Origin of the sequence: Hymenobacter volaticus (genome assembly GCF_022921055.1) — a bacterium.
Classification (GTDB): Bacteria; Bacteroidota; Bacteroidia; order Cytophagales; family Hymenobacteraceae; genus Hymenobacter; species Hymenobacter volaticus.
On the sequence record NZ_CP095069.1, the window covers coordinates 19,714 to 43,852 of the forward strand.

Below are 24,139 nucleotides of genomic sequence, written 5' to 3' on the forward strand. Positions count from 1 at the left end.
GGCCGGCCAACCAGCGCCGGTTTTTGCGTGGGTTCCGCTGTAAAAATGGTAATGGTAGGCGAGTAAGTGAATTGCTCGGGCTCATCTGCTTGGCAGGCAGCAAAAGCTAATGCCAAAACGCTCAACAGCAGTCTACAGCCAGCAGCGCGCTTTGGTACAAGCGAGAAGCAGGTGTCAAGATCAGTTGAATTTCGTTTCGTCATGAGGCAGTTAGCTCAAATAAGAGTGTAAAGCTTGTTTTGACTCCAGCGAAGTTGCCAGCAAGGTCTTAAAGTTACTGCGGCTTGGTTGGCCCAGGAAACACTTGGTACTGTTCAGCCAGCTTATGCCAGCGCTGGCTCATGGTAGTTACCCGTTCGGGATACTGTGCGGCTAGATTGGTGGTTTCCGAGCGGTTAACTTTCAAATCGTACAGTTCCCAAGGGCTGTTTTCGCTCAGGCGCACAATTTTCCAGTCTTGCTGCCGCAGCGCGGCCGCTCCAAAATGCTCCCAGAACAGTTCCGGATGCAGTCGTTGGGTTAGGGCCTTGGCAGAAGTCAGTAAGGGGACAAAGCTTTTGCCGGGACTAGGCGTAATCTGGCGGCCCTGGAAGGTGGTGGGGTAGGGGGCCTTGGCTAAATCCAGACAGGTACGCATCATGTCAATTACGTGTACCGGTTCGCGCACCAAGCGGCCGGGTTGCTGCACGCCCCCAGGCCAATGCACTAACAGCGGCGTGGCAATGCCGCCTTCGTGCTGCTTAGCTTTGTAATAACGAAATGGCGTGTTGAGAGCGTGAGCCCAGATTTCACCAATTCCTGCATGCACCAGCTCGCCGCCGGGCAACACCTGTTTCTGCTTCGGAAATACCACCGCGCGGTTGTCGCGGGTGCTGCCGGCCCGGTCGAAGCCCGGCCCAAACTCGGTTGGATCTTCCGAGCTGGCTCCGTTATCGGACAGAAACAGGATGACGGTGTTGTCGTACTGCTTGGTGCGCTTGAGTTCGGCAATCAACTGCCCGATGCTCTGATCCATACGGTCGACCATGGCCGCGTGCACGGCCATGGCCCGCGCGTCCCACTCGCGGGTTGGGTTCAAAGCCCAATCTTGCTTGGGAAACATGAACTCCGGCAGCGGCGTGGTAGCCGGGTCGAACAGCTTTAAGTCGACTAGCCGCTTGTAGCGCTTCTGCCGCAGCACCTGCCACCCTTCCTTGTAGACGTTTTCGTACTTCTTGATGTCTTCGGGCAAGGCCTGCACCGGCCAGTGCGGCGCAGTGTACGCTACATACAGAAAGAAGGGATTGTCCTTTTTAGTGAACTGCTTCACAAACGCAGTGGCGGAGTCGCCGATGGCATTGGTGTAGTAGAAGTCTTTGGGCACCTTCTGCACTGGCGTGGATCCAGATACCAAACTGAACGGATCGAAGTAATCAACCACGCCCCAAATGGTACCGTAATACTTCTCGAAACCACGCCCAGTTGGATACGTGTTGCGAGCGGCAAAATCGCCGTATTCGGCTTGGTGGCTTAGCCATTTCAATTGCTCGGCAGCGTCTTTGCGTGGCACCGTTTCAGAGATGTGCCATTTGCCTACCATTCCGGTTTGGTAGCCGGTTGCGCGCAAAGCCTCTGCAATGGTTACGGTATGCTCGTTGAGGGTGCCCACGTAGCCTGGAGCACCTTCATTGAACGTCATTTTGCCGATGCCCGCTTGGTGTGGGTACAATCCCGTGAGCATGGAAGCGCGCGTAGGGCAGCACCGTCCCGCATTGTAGCAGGCAGTGAAGCGCAGTCCCTCACTAGCTAACTTGTCTAGGTTTGGCGTACTGATTTCGCCGCCGTAGCAGCCCAAATCCGAGTAGCCCAAGTCATCGGCCATTATCACCAGAATGTTGGGGCGCTTTACTCCGGCCGACGGCGAAAACGTCAGCGCACTAACACCGGCCAGCCCTACCAGGCTCACCAAAGCCGCCACTACCCCATAAGCCAATTGTCGAGTGGTTCTTAATCGCATAGGAGAGGAATGAAATGAAGCCGGCTGCTAGAATGCCCATCGTCGTCAAGATGGTCAGTGAGCGGGGAATAGGAAAGGTGTATGTAAGTTAAATAAGCAGGCGCGTCGCTGTCAATCAAGTTTTACAGGCACTTACCCCTGCTTTAGGTACACATAACAGGGTCAGGGTTCCACTCAGCGCCGCTCACTACTGCCCAAAGGATACGTTTCCAGCACGAGGGTATTGGGGGCTCGGTGGTACCAATCATTATACACCAGTTCGAGCGCCTCGACTCTGAATGACCCAAATAAATAGTGTTGATAGGCTGCTACCTTTTCTATTAGGCGTGCGGGGTCCCGTAGTGGGGAGCGAAATCGAATTACTGTGGAGTGTGCTGTTTGCAACTGATAACGCTCATCCATAGACTGGGACAGTCCAATCTGCTGAAAGAAGCTTCTGACCTGCTCCCGTAGCTGCACTAATCCTTCATCGGCCGGCGTGCCTTGCAGAATAACAGCCCTAGCAGAAGCTGTTATCCCGGTGTAGGTTACCGTAAACGGTTCGCTAGCTTGTAGACTGGCACGCACGGCTTGCTGGTAGACAGCAGGCTCAACGGTTTCTAAAGTAAAGCCGGGGTAGCAGGAGATAACAGAGGAGATTGTTAGATGAAGATCTGAAGCAGGATAGTAGTATTGTTCGGGCTCGATTTCGCGAAAATTGGCTAGCATCTGCTCAACCCTTGTCGCAATGGGTGCGGGCAGTTTGGCCCGTAGCGTGAGGCCCCGCCGATCATCCTGTAGCGTATGAAGTTGGGAGTCGAGTTGCGTCTCTCCGCGTGCTAGGTGTCGGAACGCATCTAGGCGCATGGTGTCGTAATAGTCTTGCAGGTTCATGCTGGACTCGGCTTGAAGAAGAAAGGACGTTACTTGCTGCTTACCAGCGGATGATTAGATTCTTGTTTGGTATTGCGCTTCGCCAGCTGGGTTGCGCAGGCTGCCAAGCAATAGACGCTTCCACAGCTCTGCGTGCGTAAACCGTGGCCGATGCCACCAAGGTAGTTTACAACGTGCTTGTTTTCGAGCGAAAAACGCCGAAGCAGCAACAAGCTAGGGGTAGCTGGTTGCACGGCGTATCGGCTTGCTCTTCTAATGTGCGCCACCCAATTGCACTGCGGAGAGTGGCGGCCAAAGACAATGAATCGGCGGCTGAAGGTAACGCGCGCTGCATCCTCGCTAGGCACCTTTGCAACGGCTAGTGTTTGTCTGCTAATTAGGGCAGAAAAGCTAGCATTCTGCATCATATACCCGTTTTTTACTCTCGCTTATGCCTACCTCTTCACAAGCTCTCGACACGCGTCAGCTGGTAAAACAGTATTTGCACGCCCTCTCTGCCCGGGATGTACCCGCCCTGCTCGCCTGCTTCGCTGATACAGTTGATTGGAACATTCCTGGCGTCCGAGAACTAGCTCCGTGGCTGGGGCCACGGCACACCCGAGACGAAATTGCGGATTTCTATGCTCAGCTTTTCGAGCAAACCGAGCCGGTTACTGCACAGTTGGATTACCTAGTGGTGGACGGCCCCGTTGCTGTCGTAACAGGCAGCTTCTCCACCATCATGACCCGGACCAATCGGCTGTTTTCTTCTCACTTATGCTTGCAGTTGGTATTTGAAGCAGATAAAATCACGCACTATCGCTTGTTCGAAGACACGCTGGCTTTGGCTAGAGCCTTGGAGGTCAATCCAATTGCTCGGGAGCAACAATAAGACAGCAGTTGCAAATGTGAGCTGTGAAGTCTGCTACAGTGAGCGTACTGCTATAGCTGGTTGTTAGGAGCTGGCTTTGAGCACGGAAAGCGTTGCTTTTGGGGCCACGAGCAACGAGCATTACCTTTGAATTTCACAAAGGAAAGTAGCTCCCATGAAAGCCACCTCGCTCGAACAACTATGCCAGCATCTGACCACCGGTACGGCAACCGAGCTCAGTGCTCTATTGCCAAGTGGAATCCAAGGTGAGATAGGGCACTTCAATGTATTCAGCCTCGCTGACCTTATGCCGAGTAGCAGCGAGAAGCCGCCTACTCCGTATGACTGCCGGACGTTCTACAAAATCAGCTTGCTGCAAGGACGCAGTCGGGTTGAGTACGCCAACCAAGTCTTGGACCTAGAGCAGAACACATTGCTGTTCTCCACGCCTAAAGTGCCTTTTCAATGGCTACCACTAGGTCCTAGTCTGAAAGGAGAATTTTGCGTGTTTACCGCTGATTTTCTGACCCCATCTAAGAGCGGAGTGACTTTGGAGGAGTTACCTATCTTCACCAAAAGCACTTATCCTGCCGTGCGCCTGTCCGAAACGCAAGCAGCCAGAGTGCAGATGATTTTCCAGCAGATGCAGGAAGAAATGGCATCCGACTACGCTTACAAGTACGATTTGCTGCGCACTTACACGCTGGAACTGATCCATTTCGGCCAGAAGCTACAGCCCGTCACGGCCCTACACCCGGCTCACAATGCCGCCGCGCGGGTAACCTCCCTATTTGTGGAGCTATTAGAGCGGCAGTTTCCGCTGGAAACCCCGCAGCAACAACTACGCCTGCGCACGGCCAAAGACTACGCCGACCAACTGGCCGTGCACGTCAATCACCTCAACAAGGTGCTCAAGGAAACCACCGGTCTTACCACCACCGACCTCATCGGGGGCCGCTTGGTGCAGGAAGCCAAGATCCTGCTACGGCATACCGACTGGACTATCTCGCAAATTGCTGACAGCCTCGGGTTTGCTGATGTGGCGCACTTTTCCAACTTCTTTAAGCGCCAAACCTCGTTGGCCCCGGGGACTTTTCGAGTTTAGGCAATGATGTGAATTTTACAAACAATGGATTGACCTTCACAAACACCCCGCCGCTTGCTTTCCAGACCTTTGTCATGTACTTATTACCCTGCAAAGCAAGTCAACATGACAACTTCGAAAATTGCCCTCGTTACCGGCGGCAGCCGTGGCATCGGCAAAAACATTGCGCTGAGTTTAGCTGCAAAAGGCATTGGCGTACTACTCACTTACCATAGCAACCACACCGAAGCAACAGCCACGGTAGCTGAAATTGAAGCCCTTGGGCAGCACGCGGTAGCCCTGCAACTCGACACAAGGAATACGCAAAGCTTCGACACCTTTTTTACCGAGGTCAGGGCGGCCCTGCAAGCCACTTTTGGTACAGACCGTTTCAACTTTTTAATCAACAATGCGGGCACTAGCCTGAATGCACCTTTCGCCGAAACCACGGAAGCGCAGTTCGACGATATGCTCAACATTCACCTCAAGGGCGTATACTTTCTCACCCAAAAGGCCCTGCCCTTGCTGCAGGATGGGGGGCGCATCATCAACATGTCGTCGGCGGTGACGCGACACTCGTTTGCGGGCGCTTCGGCCTACGCCATTATGAAAGGAGCCATTGACGTCTTTACGCGGTATTTGGCCTTGGAACTCGGTAGCCGGGGTATAGCAGCCAACGTTGTAGCGCCGGGGGCAGTATTTGGTGGGGGCGCCATGGAAGACACACCAGAAATACGGGCCTATGTGGCCGGAATTACGGCCCTAGGCCGGGTAGCCCTTCCCGAAGATATTGGGGGTGTCGTCGCCTTTCTGTGCACTCAGGAAGCAGGCTGGCTAAATGGGCAGCGCCTAGAACTAACGGGTGGCATGAGCTTGTAACCTACAACGCTTCAACCTTCACCTTTTACAGCTTGAATGCTTGGCCTGGGAACGTTGGGTCCTCGTAAAGAGGAGCTAATTGCTTCACTTGGCTTACCGAGTCGAAAACCAGAGCTTGGCGCCACGCTGGTGCGTACATCGGCCAGTCGGCTCCGGGCGTGCCCGTGGCTATGAAGCGCACCCAGCGCTGGTGCATTTGCCGGGACAAGGCGCGCGCAGTTTCGGACTTGGTAGCAGCAGGCCCTAACGTGTTCCAAACGTAGCCTATTTCTTGGGCATGCACTGGGCCGGTGCCCCCGGAGACTGGTAATCGAAACGGTAGAGCCACACCGGCTGGCGGGCTTGCGCCAGCGCGTCCGCCAGCCGGTAGGAGGCCAGCCGGTAGAGGTAGTCGGTTGTGGTGCGCAGCCAAGCCTGGTCGGCAGGCTGGGTTTGGCGAGCCTGTTGATAGGCCTGCCATACGTGGTCGCCGTTGGCTCCAAATAAGGCCGTGAGCACCTCGGGGTTGGGCTCACGCAGCTCGGGCCAAAAGCCCATAAACAAAGCCGCTTCGTCTCGATTGGTGCCTATCAGCGCGCGCGGGGCATCTCGACTTGGGTGCGCTAAATATGTGAAGGGCATCTCGGGAATAGTGATGCCATCGTGCACAGGCCCAAAGAGCTGCAAGCCGCTGGGGCCAGCTGTTATCTTTTGCTGTGCCCGCATCAGGATGGCAGTAGGCAAAGTGAGCAGTTGGTTGGCCTGATCGGGTCGCAGGTGCAGAGCGGCAAGCAGCCGGGCCGTAACGATAGCAGCAGTAGTGGTGTCGCGCACTGATTGCACTCCGCCGCTTTCCAGTATCACTTGCTTGAATAGACCACTAGCAGCAGGGGTCACCAACAAAGCACTCACCAGTTTGGCGCCCGCCGATTCGCCCATGACAGTAACCCGGGTGGGGTCGCCACCGAAGGCGGCAATATTCGTATGCACCCAGCGCAGAGCCGCCACCGCGTCTAGCAGGCCCGCGTTGCCCGATTGGCGGTATGTTGGACCAAGCAGGTGCCGTAGCTGTAAGAAACCTAAGCTGCCAAGCCGGTAGTTGATGCTAACGGCAACGATGCTGTCCTGACGCGCAAAGTTGGGACCCGGAAAATCGTCGCCGGACCCACCGGTAAAGCTGCCACCGTGCACCCACACCACGACGGGCTTACGACGGGCAGCCTTTACCGAAGGCGTCCATACGTTCAGGGTCAGGCAGTTTTCTTGACCGAGCAGGCTAGTATCGCGGTTTTGCGCTGCTCTCGCCCCAAATGCTGTAGCCAACCGCACCCCGGTCCAAGGTGCAAGCGGCTGGGGTGGTAGAAAGCGCCCTTTTCCTACCGGCGACGCGGCGTAGGCTATTCCTTTGAATGATATCAAGCCTGTAGCATCGCGGGTGCCTTGCAAGCGCCCAGCCTGCGTCTGGCAGATGGGGCCAGCTTCCGGCACAGAAGGCACGGCCTCACTCGACAGCAGCCAGCAGCCAGCTAACAGAGATAGTTTTAGACCCTTAAGCAGGTGCTGTGCAGTAAAGTGAGACTTAAAAAAAGTGGCGGGAGCTAGCATACAGAAAGGCAACGAACCGTCGGACGATGAAATACGCGGCTAATATGGCAACAAACTGCCACGCACAAGCCGCCAGCAATAGGGTTATTGTGCTTGCGCTAGTGACACGTAATCAATGATACGGCTAGTTTGCTGTCCCTAAACCTTACTTGCTAAGCCAATATGCCACAATCGAAGCGCTGACGCTTAATTGCCTGCGGCGCAGTCAAGCTGCTACTTCACGTCTTTTCTAGCCGGGCCGCCCTAGCCAAAGCTCTACCTAGCAGTTTCTACCTTAGCGGGGTAAGGAGCATAATGTATCGCTGCGCGCATGAAGCCTATTTTCACGTCTCACCCTCTCGAACCTACCTTGGCCGCGCGACTGCGCGCCATGCCCAAAGTTGAAATCCATGTGCATTTAGAAGGGGCGGCCGATGCGGCTACTGTATGGGAAATGGCCCGCCGCAATAATCTGCCGTTGCCTGCCCAGACCCTCGCCGATTGGGAGGCGTTTTATGAATTCCAGGATTTCGCGCACTTCGTGCAGGTGTGGTACTTGGCAACGCGCAGCTTGCGTACGGCCGAGGATTACGCGTGGCTAGTAGAACGGTTTGTCCACCAACAAGCCGCGCAAAATATCCGCTATTCCGAGGCTTTTTTCAGCCCGCAGCTGCACTTCGACCGAGACCTGACACCCACCCAATTGCTAGATGCGCTGGAGCAGGGCGCGCAGGCTGGGGAAGCAGCTACCGGTAGCCGGGTGCGCTTTCTGGTTGATTTGGACCGCAGCCGCGGAGCCGATGATTCGGCGGAAGCAGCTTTGCAGTTTGCATTGGCCGGACGGGCACGTAACGGGTTGTTTCTGGGCCTGAGCATTGGCGGGCCCGAAGTAGGCTACCCGCCGGAGCTTTTCACTGACCTTTTTGCTCGCGCCCGGACCGCTGGTTTGCGCATCGTAGCCCACGCCGGCGAAACAACTGGTCCAGCTAGCGTGTGGGGCGCTTTGCGCAGTCTGCATGCCGAGCGCATCGGCCACGGCATTAGTGCCCTCGACGACCCGACCCTGCTAGCCGAATTGCACCACACCCAAACGCCGCTCGACGTGTCGCCTACTAGCAACTATTGCCTTAAGGTAGTCCCCACCGACCAGCCCCACCCGATCCGGCAGTTACTTGAAGCCAGGGTGCTCGTTACGCTCAATTCCGACGACCCACCCATGTTTTCCACCGACTTAGTTAATGAATACTACACTTTGGCCCAGCAAGGATTTACGTGGCCGGAGCTGTGGCAGCTAAACCTAAATACCTTGGAAGCCAGCTTTCTACCCGCCGAAGAAAAAGCTCTTTTGCGGCGGCAGTGGCAGCAGTTTTCCCAAAGCATTGAAGAATAGTCCATTCGATAAGGCAGTACATAAAGAAACCTCCTGCCACGGGTACCGGGCAGGAGGTCGAGAAATGGTTCAGTGGAACTTGATAGCCTATAAAGGACTACTTGATTAGCAGCTCCGTTGGTGGACTTTTGCGGCCATTGGGCGCTACGGTTACCGCCCGCACAGTAATCTGCCGGCTTTGGGGCACCGTAAACGGCTTGGTGTAGAGTTCGGTGGTTTCGTCGGGCATCTTCCCATCCAAAGTATAGCGAATCTGCGAGCCTGGCACTAGGGTACGAAGCGTCAACACGGTTTTGTTGCCTTGCTTAACTACACTGGCGCTGTCTAGACCTAAGGGTTCGGGCACGCGGTAGTTGATTTTCTTGGCATCGAGGCGGGCAAATTGCTGACCCATACGGGGCAAGAAAGCATCGTAGCTTTTCAGGGCGGCGGGCGTCCAGGCTACTTCGGCGGCGGCCATAAAGCGCGGGAACAGCATGTACTCCGCTTTTTCTGGGGTCGTGATGTACTCGGTCCACATGTTGGCCCTACACCCATAATATGCTTTTGCTGCTCGGGCGTGAGTTCTTTGGGTAGCGGGTTGTAGGAATACACTTTCGCCAAAGGCAAGTAACCGCCAATCATGAGCGGCTCGTAGGGGCTGTGCGGCTGCGGGTTCTGACCGTAATCAAGGTAGAGGTTGGTGGTAGGCGTCATCACCACGTCGTGGCCGTGCTGGGCGGCCTCGATGCCGCCTTTCTCACCGCGCCAACTCATCACCGTGGCGCTTGGCGCGATGCCGCCTTCCAGGATTTCATCCCAGCCAATCAGCTTTTTGCCCTTGCCTTCCAAGAATTTCTCGATGCGACGGTTAAACCAGCCTTGCACCTTTTCCACATCGGTGAAGCCTTCGCGCTTCATAATTTCTTGCACCGCCGCGCTTTCTTTCCAACGGGCTTTTGGGGCCTCATCACCACCAATGTGAATGTACTTGCCCGGAAACAAGGCACTTACTTCGGTCAGCACATTCTCAAAGAACTGAAAGGTCGGCTCGGTGGGACACACAATATCCTCATTAACGCCCCACTTAGTCCAGGTTTGATAGGGCCCCGGCTTGCAAGCCAATTCGGGATACGCCGCCAGAATAGCTACCGAGTGGCCCGGCATTTCTATTTCCGGCACAATAGTGACGTAGCGCTTCTGGGCATAGGCTATCACGTCCTTGATTTGCTCTTGGGTGTAGAAGCCCCCGTAAGGCGTGCCGTCGTACTTGAAGTCGGCTGGCGTTTTCATCTGTTGCTGCGCGCCAAGCAAGGTTTCCGAACGGAAGGCGCTGATTTCCGTGAGCTTCGGGTACTTCTTGATTTCGATGCGCCATCCCTGGTCGTCGGTCAGGTGCCAATGAAACGTATTCATCTTGTAAGCGGCCAAAAAGTCGATGTACTTCTTGACAAACGACACCGGAAAGAAATGGCGGCACACGTCGAGCATGCCCCCACGCCATTGAAAAGCGGGTTGGTCGGTGATGCGCACGTAAGGCACCTTGGCGGTAGCCGCGGCGCGGGGTGGCAGTAGTTGCAACAACGTCTGGGTGCCATAAAACAGCCCTGGTCCACCCGCCGCTGTAATCTTGACGCCCCCCTTATCGACCACAAGCTGGTAGGCTTCAGGACTGGTTGTGGCGGCAGTAGCGAGGACGATTTGGGCCGTTTGGCGGTTGGTGGTGAGCGTGACCGTTTTGCCAAGCGGTGTTAGCATGCCTTGCAGCAGGGTGGCCACGTTGCGCTCAGCCGGGCTAACGGCGTACACGTTTATTTTTTGGGGCAGTACGTAGGTGGCGGCGTAGGCTTTGACCTCCCGTGGCAGGGGTACCAGCCCGAGGCTTTGCGCGGATATTTCTGATCCTTGGGCCAGCGCTATCTGGCTAGTTAATAGACCTGTGGCTAGCAGCCCGCATACCCGGGCTTTCAATGTAAGGTTAAAGAGCATGCAGAGCTAAACTTGAAAATGAAGTGAGCGGCGGAGTGAGAATAGGAGAAGGGTAGTAACCGTATTACCCGCGCAGGGCGACACTGTACTTCCTCTCCTTGGACTGTAAAGTAAAAGAAGCTTACACTACCTCGCAGTGAAGCTTCTTTTACAATCAATTCAGAAAAGGTTAACTTACTTGTCCCACCATACCCGGCCCGTTAGGTTATCACCACCCGTTACGGCGCCGCTGGCGGCGCGGTAGTTGTTGGGGTTGGAGGTGATTTCCGCAGTTGGGTAAGGGAAGCGGCGCGGAATCTGCCCACTGGTTGCGTTGTTGGGATACGATACTGGCGTGAGTACCGGGATGCCAGTGCGGCGCCAGTTCGACCACGACTCGTAGAAATCTAGCAAGGTGTTGGTGTGGGCCCAATACTGCGTGTTAATCATTTGCAAGCCATTGCCAGCGTTGTAAGGATGCGCAGCCAGGTAAGTGGTAGCCTCCGCCGCGGGGATGGTCAATGCTGCATCGTATTGGCTGAGGCAGGTTATAGCAGCCGTTACGCCCGCATTGTAGTGCGCCACGGCGCTACCCAGGCCCCAGCGCTGTGCAGCCTCTGCTAGCAGCAGTTCCGACTCGGCATACGTCAGCACGAACGTCGGACCATTGCGCTTGATCATGCCCGGGCTCGGCGACGAATAGTCGGGAATTGAGGTGTAATCAGGCGCTGTCGACACATCGTATGCGGGCCGGCCACTTAAGTCCCGGCCATTAGGCAAACCCTTTTGCGCCGCGAAAGTGGCTATAGGCGTCTGGCTCGGAGTTTTGGTGGCATCGCTGGTGTAGAGCCGCGTAACTGCGATTCGAGTTAGGCGCGGGTCGTTGTTGGTTTTCAGGTAGTCAATGAAAGTCTTCGACCATTTCACGTAGTAGTGTTCCTGACCACCGTCGCCGAGCAGTACTTGGCTGTTGCGGTTCTGGGTGGTGCGTCCGCCAACCGCGTCGTGCAGCACAATGGCGTTGTCGGCGTTGCTTTGCATGGTTTTACCCTGCACCTGGGTGGCGTACTGCTTAGCAGTGGCCTCATTTACCTTGGTTAGGCGCATGGCCATGCGCAAAATCAACGAATTGCCGAACCGCTGCCACTGCTCGATGTTGCCTTTGAAAAACACATCGTTGGCCGAAATGTCAGCTGCCGGATCGAGGGCCGCGGTGGCTTCGCTCACTTCCTTCAACAAGTCGGTGTAGATGTCTTCCTGCTTGTCGTACTTCGGGGTGATGACGCCGGTGTAGTAGCCTTGACCCGCCTCCACATACGGCACGTCGCCGTAGAGGTCAGTGATGCGCTCCATGATCAAAGCCCGCATGATGCGCGCCATCTGGTGCAGGTTTTTGTACTGCGGCTTGTTGCGGGTTTGCTCCACCAAGTCAGTTACCGACTTCACTTGCTCGCTGTAGCTTTTCTCCCAGTAAGCGGCCGTATAGCCCTCGTTGAGCAAGTATTTGTCGCCGGCCCAATAGCTGATCACCGTGGCCATGCCCTGCACAAACATCGAGCAGTGAATCAGATTGGCGCGCCAGGTTTCGTAAGCAAAGTCAGTACTGCCCGTGTACGTAAGCTGCGACTGCGTGAGCAAGTAATTGGCATCAAACGAGCTTTGGGTATAAGTCGCTGGATTGGTGTTGACGTCTTCGAAATTGTCGGTACAGCTACTGGCCAGCAACAGGGCGGCACTGGCTAGCACGGCATGTTTTGGAAATATGCTTTTCATAAAGAGGTAAGTCGTTGAAGTGAACCGGTTGGACAAGCACGAGCCCTAGAACTTGGCGCTCAAGTTGAGGCCCAGCGTCCGGGATGGTGGCACGCCACCTAGCTCCAAACCTTGCGAGAAGGCGTTGTAGCTGCCCTCGGGGTCGATGTTGTCGGTTAGGCGCCGGATGAAAAACAGGTTCCGAGCTACCAAACTCAGCGTCAGTCGCTGCACTTTGTTGTTGAACAGCGCACTCGGGAATGAATAGCCCAGCGTTAACTGCCGCAGCTTGATAAAGCTAGCGTCCTGCACAAACTGCTTGGAGACGTTGTTGGCCAAGGTGCCGTAATAGGTGGCGGCGTCCACGTTGTCAGGCCCGAAAGTGCCCTCCCGGTTCTCCAGCGTTTCCTTGCGCAATCCGAAGATCGTGGCGTAGTAGTCGGTAGCCGAGAAGATCTTAGCGCCAAATTTCCCGTCGATCAGCACGCCCAGGTTGAAGCGTTTGTAGGTGAAATCGTTGCTCCAGCCGCCGGTCCAGGGGTGAAAGGCGGTGCCGAACGCCGTCAAATTGCCCCGCGCCGGTGTGCCATTGGGCGTCAGCGCAATGCTACCATCGGTGTTGTACTTGTAGTCGTATGCCAGCACTTGGCCGAAGGGCTTGTCTACCAGTTGCCCCACGAAACCTACGCCCGAACGCGAGGTAGCGTACACCGACTGTGTTTGGCCAGCGGCCAGTGAAATAACAGTGCTCTTGTTGTAGGCAGTATTAAACGACGAAGTCCAGGTGAAGTCGGTGGTTTTCACGGGCACCACGGTCAGCAGCATTTCTACGCCCTTGTTTTCTAATTCGCCCGCATTCAATACCGCACCCGAATAGCCAGATGTTATAGAGGAAGGCGCGTTTACAATCTCGTTGGTTGACTTCTTTTTATAGAAAGTCAAGTCCAGGCGCACGCGGCTCTCGGCAAAACCGAGTTCGGTACCGAACTCAATTTCTGAGGCCTCTGAAGCTAGTAGGCCGCGGTTCGGAATATTAGCATTGTCGGGGTTGCCGAACGGTATGCCCAGCAGCGTCGACGACGACAGGGCATAACTCAGCTGCGTCTGGTAGGGATTGGTAGCCTGCCCCACTTTCGAATAGCCGGCCCGGAGCTTACCGAACGTCAGGAACTGAGGCTTCCAAAGCTCGGTAAACACAAACGAGCCGCTTACCCCTGGATACGTGGTGCTCAGGTCGTTGTCAACGCCGGGCGTGGCCAGCGTCGAAAACCAGTCGCGCCGGAGAGTGGCCGTCAGGAACAGAAACTCCCGATACGAGAAGTCCACCGAGCCGTACACCGACTGGATTTCCTGATCGCTGAAAATGGGGAGCACCGACCGGGTTTTGGTGTTGCCAAGGGTGTTGATGCCGAAAATGGCGAAATCGGTACCGAAATTCTGGAAGCCTTCCTGCTTAGTGCGGCGGTAGCTGGCCCCTAGGTTAGGGGTGAACGAGAAATCTTCCCCAACCGTGAAGGTCTTGCCGACCAGCCCGTCGGCGTTGAGGTCAGTAAACCGCGATGTTATTTCGGTGAGGCTACCCAGCGGACGGTAGGCCGTGCCGGAAGGAGTTACGTTGGTGATACGGTCCGAATACGCGTCGCGCCCAACCCGGCCCTGAAAAAACAAGCCGTTGTCAAGCGTATAGCGTGCTGACACCGACGAGAGCAGCCGCTCACGGTTGGTGTTGTTGACGAACTTGTTGGCCGCAAAGTAGGGGTTGGTATTATATACGTTGCCCGTATTGAAGGTCAGTTCGTTGCCATCTGGTTTAGTGCCCGGCTGCAAAGTGCGCACGTCCAAGCTGGTTGGTAGGAACGCTACGTTAAAGTTGGCGTTGCCTGCTCCGTCCGACAGAATCGGCCGGTTTTTGGCTTGCTCCAAAATGTAGTTGGCGCGCGCGTCAATGGTTAAGTGCTTGAACGGGTCAAACGTGCCTACAAAGTTGAACGTCTGCCGGTCGAGGCGCGAGTTCGGCACTACGGCTTTGTTGGACAAGTCGCTAGCCGACAACCGGACCGAGCCCCCAGTGAAGCTTTTGTTGAAGGCGAGCGTATTAGTAAAGCTGCCCCCGTCGCGGTAGAAGTTGCGGATGTTGTCTTTCTGCGCCACGTAGGGCCGCTCTGTCCCATCAAATTGCACCACGTTGGAGCCATCGAGACGGCCGCCCCAGCTGGAGTTGCCCGATGTAGCGGCGGCGGTTGCCGAGGTGGGCTTCAGGTTGTTGGACCCTTGGCCGTATTCGTACTGCCAATCGGTAAGGTTGAACACCCGCTGCACCACATAGTTGCTGTTGAACTCCAGGCCGTCGTTGCCTTTGGCGCTTTTGGTGGTAATCAGAATTACGCCCGCCTTGGCCCGGTAGCCATATAGCGCCGACGCTGCGGCTCCCTTCAGCACCGAAATCGACTCGATGTCGTCGGGGTTGATGTTGGAAATAGGGTCGCCGAAATCGGGAGCGTTGTCGTACTGGCCGCCGCTGTTGCCGATGGTCGCGCCAGCGCCGCCGCTAGGCTGGCTTTCTACTGGCACCCCGTTGATGACGTACAACGGCTGGTTGGTTTGGTTGAGGCTGGAGGCACCCCGAATAATCACGTTGCTCGACGAACCCGGTCCGCCCGAAGTGGAGTTTACGTTCAAGCCCGCCACTTTACCTACCAGCGAGTTAGCTACGTTGGTTTCGCGGGCTTCCGTGAGTGAGGTGCCTTTGATTTCAGTTACCGAGTAGCCCAGCGTTCTGCGGTCACGCGCCACGTTCAGGGCTGTTACCACTACTTCATTGAGCGTCTGGGCACTTTCAACCAGCGAAACGTCGATAACGGCTTGCGAACCTACAGCAACCGTTTTGGAATCGTACCCAATAGACGAGAAAACGAGCGTGGCATTGTCGGGCACGGAAATGGAATAGCCTCCATCCGCATTCGTGCTAAGGCCCTGCTGAGTACCCTGCACAATAACAGTAACCCCCGGCAGTGCGCCCCCTTTCGAGTCGGTTACCTTGCCGGATACCGTTTTGGTTTGCGCCTGTGCTAAGCTGTGCAAGCCTAATACTGGCAGTAAAGTAAGCCAAGTAGATCTGTTCATAGATTTCAGACGACTATTTTGTGATTAGAAAACGCGGCGGGACAACTTCAAAAGCAAGATTTCCGAAGAAATTCAGCCGGTTTCGACAAAAGGCAGGCTGAAACCGGATACACAGAGAGTGTCTTCGCCTCAAAGCGAAGGGAAATAGAATATCTAAGACCAGACCCGAAAGCCTAGCGCCAAGCAATGCAATGACCTATTCTAGCAGCCTGAGCAGGAAACAGGCTGGCACTTTTTATCAATAAAGCCCGCACCAAGTGCGGTAACTATACCTCTTAGCTTGAGGAGCTAAATGGAGCGTTGCAAACAGAGTAGCTGTCGTTGTTAGAGTGACAATGATGCGATACTTATTATCCTCAGAATCTGCTTGATCGTAGCCAAGCGGCGTACGATTGTTTTAAGCTGAGGGCCCCAACTCTTTTATGATGGCAAATAAGATTATTCAAACACTTAATTGACCACCTGTTCCAAACATACTGGTCTAGTCTGTGGAAAGCAAGTAGTTAAAGAAAAAAATGTGTGCGCACACGCAAGAAAATTTTACATGAGTTGCCGCACACGCAACTGCCTTTCACCAAGCACTTATTAGCACGTTCTAAGGCTTTTAAATCGATTTCTATGTTAACGCAAAAAGTATTCAGGTTTTTGCGATATAACTTTTCATAAATACCTGTGATTGGACGGTTTTCCTTTCAAATTAGACTAGGCTAGGAAACCTTGCCCTTAGTAATGGCTTAGTTTCGCTCATGCTGTATACAGCTTAAACCAGAAGCATCAATCCTACCATGGCTAGTGAGTAGCAGGCTTTGTTGGAGCACGGCGCCGTACTTCCTCATGGATAGCTGAAAGCAGAGAGGTAGCACCAACTGCATCCTGCGACAGCTCCCAGATCATAATTCCACTGGCTTGATCCAAGGCCAGTTTGGTTTTGCTTTTGATCGTGGGCAAGCCGTTGTAGCCGACCCCGGAAAACAAATCCATCTTCGGGTCGGCACCTTGAGCTAGTAAGGCTGTAAACGCCACACCACCAGGCTGACCGTAAAAAGGCACACCCAATACCGTTTTGTTAACCGGCAAACCGCGTCCCTTCCAATAAGCGAGGGTTTGCACTGCGTCGGCATAGGTTGAGTGAGTTGGCGCTGGAGCGTCGTAAGCCATAATGTTCATGAAGTCGACGCAGTCGAACACACTGCTTGCTATGCCGGGCCCGGCCCAAGTGCCGCCCGCTATTGCGGCTGTGAGCAGCTTACCTTGAGGACGAAGCTGCGCGGCTAATTGCTGCATCAAAGTGGCATAGCCGCTGGCTGTGCGTGCATCCGGGTGCTCCCAGTCCATATCAATACCATCGAGCTGGTATTCCTGCGCCAAACGCACCAAGTTGGTAACGAAAACGCTGGTAAGAGCTGAGTTGGCTCCGATAGAATCGAAGGCACTGTGGTTGCCATCATGCCAGCCACCCACCGAGACGAGTACCCGCACTTTGGCAGCGTGGGCGGCTTTTACTAGTTGTCTGAGTTTATCGGGATTCTGCATAGGCTCTAAACCACCGGTAGCAGTGGGATGCACAAAAGCGTAGTTGACGTGCGTGAGCTGAGCGAGCTGCGCCGGATTAATGTCGCCGCGCCAAGACGGTAAGTAGCCCACCACCCGAAACTGGCCCTGCACCACCCTAGCTTGCAGCAGTAGGCAAGTCACTAGTAACCACAGTATTCTTTTCATAAGGTACTGGCTTAAGCGGTGGGTACGGCGTGCTTCACGGGTTTCTGCGTTTGGTAGGCATGTCCTTTCAAGGCGAAAAACAGCACATACAGATAGCACGGCACTAGCAGCAAATACGCCTGCTGCAACCCAATACTTTCGCTGAGTTTGCCATAGATGTACGGCAGCACTGCTCCACCCCCAATACCCATAATCAACAGGGCCGAACCTCGTTCTGTGAAGCTACCTAGACCTTTAATGCCCAGCGGGAAAATAGCGGGCCACATCAGCGAATTAGCCAGCCCGAGCAAAGCCACGAACAGCACCGACGTGTAGCCGTGAGTGAACACCACGCCCCCTGTGAACACCACGCCCACCAGAGCGCAAATCCGAAGGGCCATCTGCTGAGTCACGTACCGTGGAATGGCCCAAATGCCCACGCAGTACCCAACCAGCATGGCTATCAGCGTGAGAGAAGTGAAGTTGCGAGCTATATCGAGGCTAATGCCCTGCGAGCGGCCATACTGACTGATGGTGTCACCGGCAATCACCTCGACACCAACACAGCAAAAAATAGCGCCCACCCCAGCAGTAGATGTGGAAAGTGCCAGATGCTACCCGCCGGCTCTAGCGCACTAACTTCTGCTGCGTCCGGCTGCGTGGCAATCTCCGGCAAGCCCGACAGCCTAATCAACAGCGCGAGTACCAGTAGTGCCCCGGCCATCACCACGTAAGGAAAAACTACCCGGTCGGCTAACTCTTGCAGCAGTTCGGCTTTGGCAGCTGGCGAAATTGCTTTGGCCAGTTGGCCTTCTAACTCGGTAGCTCCCTTCAATACAACTGCACCTATTAGCACTGGACTAAGGGCTCCGGCTACTTTATTACAGATACCTAGGATACTAATGCGTTGGGCCGCACTTTCTATAGGCCCCAAAATGCTCGCGTACGGGTTGGATGCCGTTTGCAACAACGCTAGTCCTGCTCCTTGCACAAACAAGCCCGAGAGAAAGAGAGGAAACGACCGAATCTGCGCCGCCGGCACAAATACGAGCGCGCCCCCTGCCATTACTACCAAGCCGAGGGCCATGCCATTCTTGAACCCTGTTTTTTGCAGGATCAGCGAGGAAGGAATCGCCAGAAAGACGTAGGCAATGTAAAAGGCAAACGTAACCAGCAGGGCCTGCGAATAGGTTAGTTCGCAGGCAATTTTCAGAAAGGGTATCAGCGTGCCGTTCAGCCAGGTGATAAACCCAAAAATGAAAAAAAGCGCGCCAATAATAGCCAGCGGGGGATAACGGACTCTCTAGCGTTGCTCATTCGTAGTCAGACGGTTATGGGTAGCATTGTGTTTGCCTGTTGGCGGCACGACATCAAGCGCAAAACGGATATACCTCACCTGTCTAGCGCAGCATAGCATGCTATGCCGCGCTAGTTCAGTTGCTTTCTTTCAGTGGAATGTGCTAGAATCGGTGCCGCACGAATGCCTCGATGGCTTCGTATTCCGTGAGCCCCAGCTGATCGTAGAGCTTGGCGGTGGCGTGGTTGCGGTCTTCGGAGCGCTGCCAGAACTCGCGTTTGTCGTTGCCGGGGAATACGGCGCTATCTTTCTGCGACTGGTGCTTGAAGATGGCTTTACGCTTGCGCATCAACTCTTCGGGGCTAATGGGCACGGCCATCTCAATTTCCTCGACGTCCCATTCCTGCCAGGCGCCCCGGTACAGCCACAGGTAGCAGTCATCAAGCCATGCTTCCTTGCCCTTAAGGCGGCCGAGGGCCGCAAAAATGGCATCCAGGCACACGCGGTGGGTACCGTGGGGGTCACGCAAGTCGCCGGCCGCAAAAATTTGGTGCGGCTGAATTTCTTGCAGGATATCAACAACGGCTTGAATGTCGGCTTCGCCTAAGGGTTTTTTCTTTACCTGCCCTGTTTCGTAGAAGGGCATGTTCATGAAGTGTACGTTCTGTTCTTTTACGCCGCAAAAGCGGCATGCTGCTGCAGCTTCGCCTCGCCGGATCAGCGCCTTAATTTCTTGCACCAACGCGCTGTCTTCTTCACCAAGCTTTTTGTGCTTGAGAAACTCCACTACCTCAGCGTGTTGCTGCTGCATAGTTTCCACTCCCACGTTCAGCTTTTCCGCAAAGCCTAACGCAAAGTCGGCGTAGCGGCGCGCATCGTCGTCGAAGACAGCTAAGTTACCCGAGGTCTGATAAGCTACATGGACGTCGTGGCCCTGATCAACCAAGCGCAGCAGCGTACCACCCATTGAAATAACGTCGTCGTCGGGGTGGGGGCTGAAAATCAACGACCGTTTCAGTGCCGGCGCTGCCCGCTCAGGACGCTGCGTATCGTTGGAATTGGGTTTGCCACCCGGCCAACCCGTAATCGTGTGCTGAATGGTATTAAATACCTTGATGTTCAAGGCATAAGCATTACCCGCTTCGGCTAGCAAGTCGCTTAAGCTGCCGTCCTTGTAATCCTCGTCGGTGAGTTTGAGAATGGGTTTATGCATCTTCAAGCTCAGCCAAATCACGGCTCGCCGGATTAGATTGTCGTCCCACAAGCACATGCCCACCAACCAAGGAGTTTTGATGCGAGTAAGCTCTAGGGCTGCCCATTTATCTACCACTACTTGCACGTGGGGGTGCTGTTGCAGAAAAGAAGCGGGCACCTCATCGGAGATCTTGCCTTCCACGGTTTCCTGCAGGATTTTGGCTTTGCCCTCGCCCCAAGCTAGCAAGATAATTTGCCGGGCCTTCATGATGGTGCCCACCCCCATGGTTAGCGCCCGTAGCGGCACATACTCTTCCTTGATGAAGTCTTTGGCGGCATCGGTGATAGTCAGTGGGTCGAGCTTTACCAGCCGGGTAGCCGAATTGATTGAGGAGCCTGGTTCGTTGAAACCAATGTGGCCGGTTCGCCCAATACCGAGCAATTGCAGATCCAACCCGCCGCAAGCTTTGATCTGTTGCTCGTAAGCCAAGCAGTACTCTTTTACCTTTTCCACTGGCAAGGTGCCGTCCGGAATGTGAATGTTTTCGGGCAGGATGTCGATGTGGTTGAAAAGCTGTTCGTGCATGAAATGCACGTAGCTCTGCAACTCATCGGGCTGCATGGGATAGTACTCGTCTAGGTTGAAAGTGACTACGTTGGCAAAACTCAACCCTTCCTCCCGGTGCAAGCGAATAAGTTCTTTGTATACACCAATAGGTGAGGAACCGGTGGCTAGCCCCAGTACGGCTTGTTCGCCTTTTTCCTGTTTGCTGCGGATTAACTCGGCAATTTCGTAAGCCACACTGACTGCGCCTTCCGCAGGGTCTTCGAAAATAGTTACCGGCAGCTTCTCAAAGGTGGTCTCCGGATAATGTAAAACTTCCATAGCTGGTTTTCGAGTTTAAAAATCAGGGTTTTAAGAACGAAGCAGGAAGGTCCCGTGCGGGAAAAAATAGATGGCCGCGGTAGCGCTGGCAACGGAGAGCATGCTGACCTGAGAAAACAAGTCACACGGGTAAAGACGACAGTTCAAACGTCGTCGCGTAACTGGACTTTGGTAAGCCGTAGAGATTGGGTTGATTCAAACGTAATCACCTCATTATTATAAAGCAAATAAATAAATGGAAAAATGTGTGCGCACACGCAAATTAAATTCGAGGGAGTGGGCGCACACGCATTCTAAGTAATGGGATAGGATTACAAGAAGACTTTTTCTTAAGTTTAGAAATAAACCTAGGCGACAGCATGCATAGTAAGTAAATTTGGGAGGTCTGAACCTCTACGCACCCTGAGGGCCCCTATACGGCGCCACTTTTTTGGGTTACGCTGGTACTCTATCAAAGGATAAGGCAGACTTTTCATTACTGGCAGAAAGCAATTATGAGCAAGAACGGAGTGCGGCTGAAGGACATCGCAGCCAAGGCTAACGTGTCGGTGGGCACAGTCGACCGGGTGCTGCATAACCGCGGCCGCGTGGCCGAGGATGTGCGCCAGAAGGTACTGCACATGATGCAGGAACTTGCCTATGAGCCCAACTTGCTGGCCCGCACGCTCGGAGCCAACCGCTCCTACCGCCTTGCCGTGCTCCACCCCGACCACACACTCGACCCTTATTGGGATGCTCCTTGGCGCGGTATTGCTCAGGCCGCCCGTGAGCTGCAATCCTACGGTATCAGCGTACTCAGCTTCCCCTACGTCCTGAGCCAGGTAGATTCCTTCCGCCAGCAGGCACAAGCCGCTACCGACGCACAGCCCGACGGTATTCTGCTGGCCCCTTTGTTCTATCGCGAGGCGCTACACTTTTTTACCCTCTGGCAACAGGCGCAGATTCCCTACGTGTTGTTTAACACGCACATCGCCGAGGCGCAGGCCTTAAGCTATGTGGGCCAGGACTCATACCAGAGTGGGGTACTGGCTGGCAAGCTGCTACAGCTGGGCCAATCGGCGCCAGCCACTTTCCTGATCGCCCACATCGGCGAGGATACGGCTAATGCTGTGCACATCACAGAAAAAGAGCGCGGCTTCCGCGACTACTTTGCCCGGCTGACGCCGGAGACAACTGCGGGCGGTAGCTACACGCTGCGCCGCCTCGAACTGCCTGACCCGAGTGAAGCCGCCTTTGCCCGCCAACTCACGGCGCTACTCGACGAGCCAGCGGACCAGTTGCAGGGTATCTTCGTGAGCACGTCTAAGGCTTATGCTCTTGCTCCTTACCTGCAGGCATACCACCGCGAGCACCTACGCCTAGTGGGTTATGACCTACTCGAGCAAAATATAGCGTTTCTGCACGAGAACGTGATTGACTTTTTGATCAATCAGAATCCGCAGCAGCAGGGCTACCGGGGCCTGTACGCACTGGCCGACCAGCTTGTCTTCAAGAAGCCAGTGGGTTCGATCCAAAACCTTCCCCTCGACATCATCACCAAGGAGAACGTGCACTACTATCTCGACAAGTAGAGCGGCCTATTTTATCCTCGCTTGCAACATCCATAGTCAACTAGCAAACACAAAGAGCCGGCCTCGGATGGGCCGGCTCTTTGTGTTTAGGCGTTACTAGTGGTTAAAAAGCTGCAGCAAACTCCTTGGCAAAATCGGCTAGCTTCACTTTGCCCATGACTGGCTTATGTATTTCGTAGTCCTCGCCTAACTTGCCACTATGGATGCTAGCGTACAATTCCACTACGCCAGCGGCCGCTGGGGCCGGCACTCCGTTTTGCTCTAATGCTCCTTGCATTTGCTGGTCGGTAAAGGTTAACCACTGCAAATCAGGCTTACCAATAGCCGCCCCTAAAACGCGCGCTGCTTCACTGCATGTGCATTCATCACTGGAAACGTAGCGCACGTGCTGGCCCACAGTACTAAGAGTCGTTAGCTCTTCGGCGGCCGCGGAAGCAATATCGCGCGGGTGGACCATAGCCACTTTATCGTCGCCCCCATAGTTGGCGCCAATGAAGCCTTGCGCTTTGATCATGCCCACGAAGCCATATAGGTTGGTATAGAAGGAAGTTGGTCGTAGGTGGGTAAGGGCCACATCCGCTAGCTTGTTGAGAATAGTCTCTACATGGTGCGAGCCAAGAATAGGACCGGTGCCTTTGTCTAAGTGGGCACCCCAACTGCTAAGGCCAACCACCCGCTTAACGCCTGTTTGCTGAATGGCATGTGCGTAGTTGTGGGCTAGTCGGCTGTAGTAGGCTACCTGATTGGGCTCAGTGAAATTGGGCGGTATCATTACGTACACAGCATCGGCTCCGGTGAAAGCAGACGTCAGAAAAGCCACGTCTTCCAGTGAACCGATAGCAGTGGCAGCGCCTAAAGCCTCAATCTCTGGTTGCTTGCCTGGTTTGCTGCTGATTACTGTAACCGCATGCCCTTTCTCAACGAGCACTTGTGTTAGCGGTTTACTAATGTTTCCTAATGAGCCTGTTACAACAATTTTCATGGGGAGTGATGATGCGGTTTGGAGTTGTAAGTATACTATACAGTATAGTATACTTACAACTGTAGCACCATAAATGTTTACTGCTATTGTACTAGCAGTTTTGCTGGCCGCTGTTCCATAGATCGGTAGTCCCAACAAGAGAGGCTATTTTTGCTTGGCTGGGTTTCGTTGGCAAACAGTCCTACTTGCTGCATCAGACAGTATTAGCATAGTACCTTACCCAATAGCGCGAAGCCCAGCGGCAAGCGGCATATTATTCAATAACTACTAGGATGGCCAAACGCGGTGTCGAGCTTCGGAATCAGATGATACATGCTGCCAAGGCTGTATTCCTAGAAGTTGGCTTCGAGCGGGCATCCATGGACCGGATTGCTGAACACGCAAACACCACCAAACGCACTCTGTACGCCCACTTTATAAGCAAGGAAAACTTGTTCTTGGCAGTATTCGATTTGGTGTTGGAACTGCAGCTAGACCATTTGAAGGAGCCAGCTGACTACGCCACCGATACTGAACAGGCTTTGGTCCTGTTCTGCGCTCACTTTCTAGAAACAATCTTGTCAAGCAAACCCCTGCGTTTGTGTCGCTTGGGTATCACTGAAGCCGAGCGGTTTCCGCAGGGCTCTGTACGCCTACACGAGGCATTGTTTGAAACTGCACAAGCGCGCATAGCTCTGTTTCTGGAGTCTCGGCTGACGATAGAAACCGGTGTGAGTCAGCAATTGGCTCAACTGCTGCTAGGTCAACTGCTATATCCGCGCTACACACGTGCGCTATTTGGCCTAGTAGAACCCACTGCGAGTTGGTCTGACGACTTAGGCGCCAGCCCGGTTATAGACGTAACTCCCATTCGCAACACGATAGTATCGATCATCCCAGTGCTTAAATAATAGTCGAGGCAACTTTTAGCCTCAATCAGATACAAGCATTTGCTACTATATCCACTACTACCAGGGCTCACACCTCGTCGCCGACTTCATACCGATAGATTTACTTACGCAGAATTAATATTAGCAATTAATAAGGCTCAGCACCTCGTGCAGTCGAAAGCCCC

Annotated in this window: 19 protein-coding genes; 6 read left to right on the forward strand and 13 right to left on the reverse strand. The window is 54.4% G+C overall.

The window, feature by feature from the left end:
- Nucleotides 1–274: 274 nt before the first annotated feature.
- Together MUN86_RS30215 and MUN86_RS30220 are read right to left on the reverse strand one after the other, a co-directional pair.
- On the reverse strand, nucleotides 275–1,996 hold the full coding sequence (locus MUN86_RS30215) for an arylsulfatase (protein ID WP_245127699.1): 1,722 nt from the start codon (nucleotides 1,994–1,996) through the stop codon (nucleotides 275–277).
- 174 nt (nucleotides 1,997–2,170) lie between these two features.
- Nucleotides 2,171–2,869, reverse strand: coding sequence for a 2'-5' RNA ligase family protein (locus tag MUN86_RS30220; RefSeq protein WP_245127700.1), 699 nt, complete (start codon nucleotides 2,867–2,869; stop codon nucleotides 2,171–2,173).
- A gap of 430 nt (nucleotides 2,870–3,299) precedes the next feature.
- On the opposite strand from MUN86_RS30220, the gene MUN86_RS30225 reads away from it, so the two are divergent.
- From MUN86_RS30225 to MUN86_RS30235, 3 genes are all read left to right on the forward strand, one after another.
- Nucleotides 3,300–3,740: a nuclear transport factor 2 family protein gene (locus MUN86_RS30225; protein ID WP_245127701.1), complete on the forward strand. Its 441-nt coding sequence runs from the start codon at nucleotides 3,300–3,302 to the stop codon at nucleotides 3,738–3,740.
- A 154-nt stretch (nucleotides 3,741–3,894) separates the two neighbouring features.
- The gene (locus tag MUN86_RS30230; protein WP_245127702.1) at nucleotides 3,895–4,824 is read left to right on the forward strand and encodes a helix-turn-helix domain-containing protein; all 930 of its coding nucleotides are present in this window, start codon (nucleotides 3,895–3,897) and stop codon (nucleotides 4,822–4,824) included.
- 105 nt (nucleotides 4,825–4,929) lie between these two features.
- The gene (locus tag MUN86_RS30235) at nucleotides 4,930–5,682 is read left to right on the forward strand and encodes an SDR family NAD(P)-dependent oxidoreductase (protein ID WP_245127703.1); all 753 of its coding nucleotides are present in this window, start codon (nucleotides 4,930–4,932) and stop codon (nucleotides 5,680–5,682) included.
- A gap of 25 nt (nucleotides 5,683–5,707) precedes the next feature.
- Here MUN86_RS30235 and MUN86_RS30240 read toward each other — a convergent pair whose 3' ends face one another.
- Nucleotides 5,708–5,965, reverse strand: a complete 258-nt coding sequence (locus tag MUN86_RS30240) for a carboxylesterase family protein (RefSeq protein WP_245127704.1) — start codon at nucleotides 5,963–5,965, stop codon at nucleotides 5,708–5,710.
- Entirely contained in the window at nucleotides 5,947–7,158 is a 1,212-nt protein-coding gene (locus MUN86_RS30245) for a carboxylesterase/lipase family protein (RefSeq protein WP_245127705.1), read from the reverse strand. The genes MUN86_RS30240 and MUN86_RS30245 overlap by 19 nt, the downstream gene beginning before the upstream one ends.
- A gap of 418 nt (nucleotides 7,159–7,576) precedes the next feature.
- Between MUN86_RS30245 and add the strand changes: the two genes are divergently transcribed.
- Complete coding sequence (add, locus tag MUN86_RS30250) at nucleotides 7,577–8,635, forward strand: adenosine deaminase (RefSeq protein ID WP_245127706.1); 1,059 nt, start codon at nucleotides 7,577–7,579, stop codon at nucleotides 8,633–8,635.
- Nucleotides 8,636–8,732: 97 nt separating this feature from the next.
- On the opposite strand, the gene MUN86_RS30255 is transcribed toward add, so the two are convergent.
- The 8 genes from MUN86_RS30255 to nagB all read right to left on the reverse strand — a co-directional run bounded on the left by MUN86_RS30255 (nucleotide 8,733) and on the right by nagB (nucleotide 20,532).
- A complete protein-coding gene (locus tag MUN86_RS30255; protein WP_375379542.1) occupies nucleotides 8,733–9,155 on the reverse strand; it encodes a chitobiase/beta-hexosaminidase C-terminal domain-containing protein in 423 nt (140 codons plus the stop codon).
- Entirely contained in the window at nucleotides 9,077–10,603 is a 1,527-nt protein-coding gene (locus tag MUN86_RS30260) for a beta-N-acetylhexosaminidase (protein ID WP_245127708.1), read from the reverse strand. The genes MUN86_RS30255 and MUN86_RS30260 overlap by 79 nt, the downstream gene beginning before the upstream one ends.
- Nucleotides 10,604–10,777: 174 nt before the next feature.
- The gene (locus MUN86_RS30265) at nucleotides 10,778–12,355 is read right to left on the reverse strand and encodes a SusD/RagB family nutrient-binding outer membrane lipoprotein (protein ID WP_245127709.1); all 1,578 of its coding nucleotides are present in this window, start codon (nucleotides 12,353–12,355) and stop codon (nucleotides 10,778–10,780) included.
- Nucleotides 12,356–12,400: 45 nt separating this feature from the next.
- Nucleotides 12,401–15,457, reverse strand: a complete 3,057-nt coding sequence (locus MUN86_RS30270; protein WP_245127710.1) for a SusC/RagA family TonB-linked outer membrane protein — start codon at nucleotides 15,455–15,457, stop codon at nucleotides 12,401–12,403.
- Nucleotides 15,458–16,246: 789 nt separating this feature from the next.
- Nucleotides 16,247–17,176, reverse strand: coding sequence for a glycosyl hydrolase family 18 protein (locus MUN86_RS30275; RefSeq protein ID WP_245127711.1), 930 nt, complete (start codon nucleotides 17,174–17,176; stop codon nucleotides 16,247–16,249).
- An 11-nt stretch (nucleotides 17,177–17,187) separates the two neighbouring features.
- Complete coding sequence (locus MUN86_RS32150) at nucleotides 17,188–17,739, reverse strand: MFS transporter (protein ID WP_311182711.1); 552 nt, start codon at nucleotides 17,737–17,739, stop codon at nucleotides 17,188–17,190.
- Complete coding sequence (locus tag MUN86_RS32155; protein ID WP_311182719.1) at nucleotides 17,703–18,440, reverse strand: MFS transporter; 738 nt, start codon at nucleotides 18,438–18,440, stop codon at nucleotides 17,703–17,705. Before MUN86_RS32155 ends, MUN86_RS32150 begins: the two co-directional genes overlap by 37 nt.
- Nucleotides 18,441–18,615: 175 nt before the next feature.
- Nucleotides 18,616–20,532: a glucosamine-6-phosphate deaminase gene (gene nagB / locus MUN86_RS30285; protein WP_245127712.1), complete on the reverse strand. Its 1,917-nt coding sequence runs from the start codon at nucleotides 20,530–20,532 to the stop codon at nucleotides 18,616–18,618.
- Nucleotides 20,533–21,026: 494 nt separating this feature from the next.
- On the opposite strand from nagB, the gene MUN86_RS30290 reads away from it, so the two are divergent.
- Nucleotides 21,027–22,103 (forward strand): LacI family DNA-binding transcriptional regulator, encoded by a 1,077-nt coding sequence (locus MUN86_RS30290; RefSeq protein ID WP_245127713.1) that lies wholly within the window; start codon nucleotides 21,027–21,029, stop codon nucleotides 22,101–22,103.
- 103 nt (nucleotides 22,104–22,206) lie between these two features.
- On the opposite strand, the gene MUN86_RS30295 is transcribed toward MUN86_RS30290, so the two are convergent.
- A complete protein-coding gene (locus MUN86_RS30295) occupies nucleotides 22,207–23,085 on the reverse strand; it encodes an NmrA family NAD(P)-binding protein (protein WP_245127714.1) in 879 nt (292 codons plus the stop codon).
- 272 nt (nucleotides 23,086–23,357) lie between these two features.
- On the opposite strand from MUN86_RS30295, the gene MUN86_RS30300 reads away from it, so the two are divergent.
- Nucleotides 23,358–23,975 (forward strand): TetR/AcrR family transcriptional regulator, encoded by a 618-nt coding sequence (locus MUN86_RS30300; protein WP_245127715.1) that lies wholly within the window; start codon nucleotides 23,358–23,360, stop codon nucleotides 23,973–23,975.
- The last annotated feature ends 164 nt before the right edge of the window (nucleotides 23,976–24,139 follow it).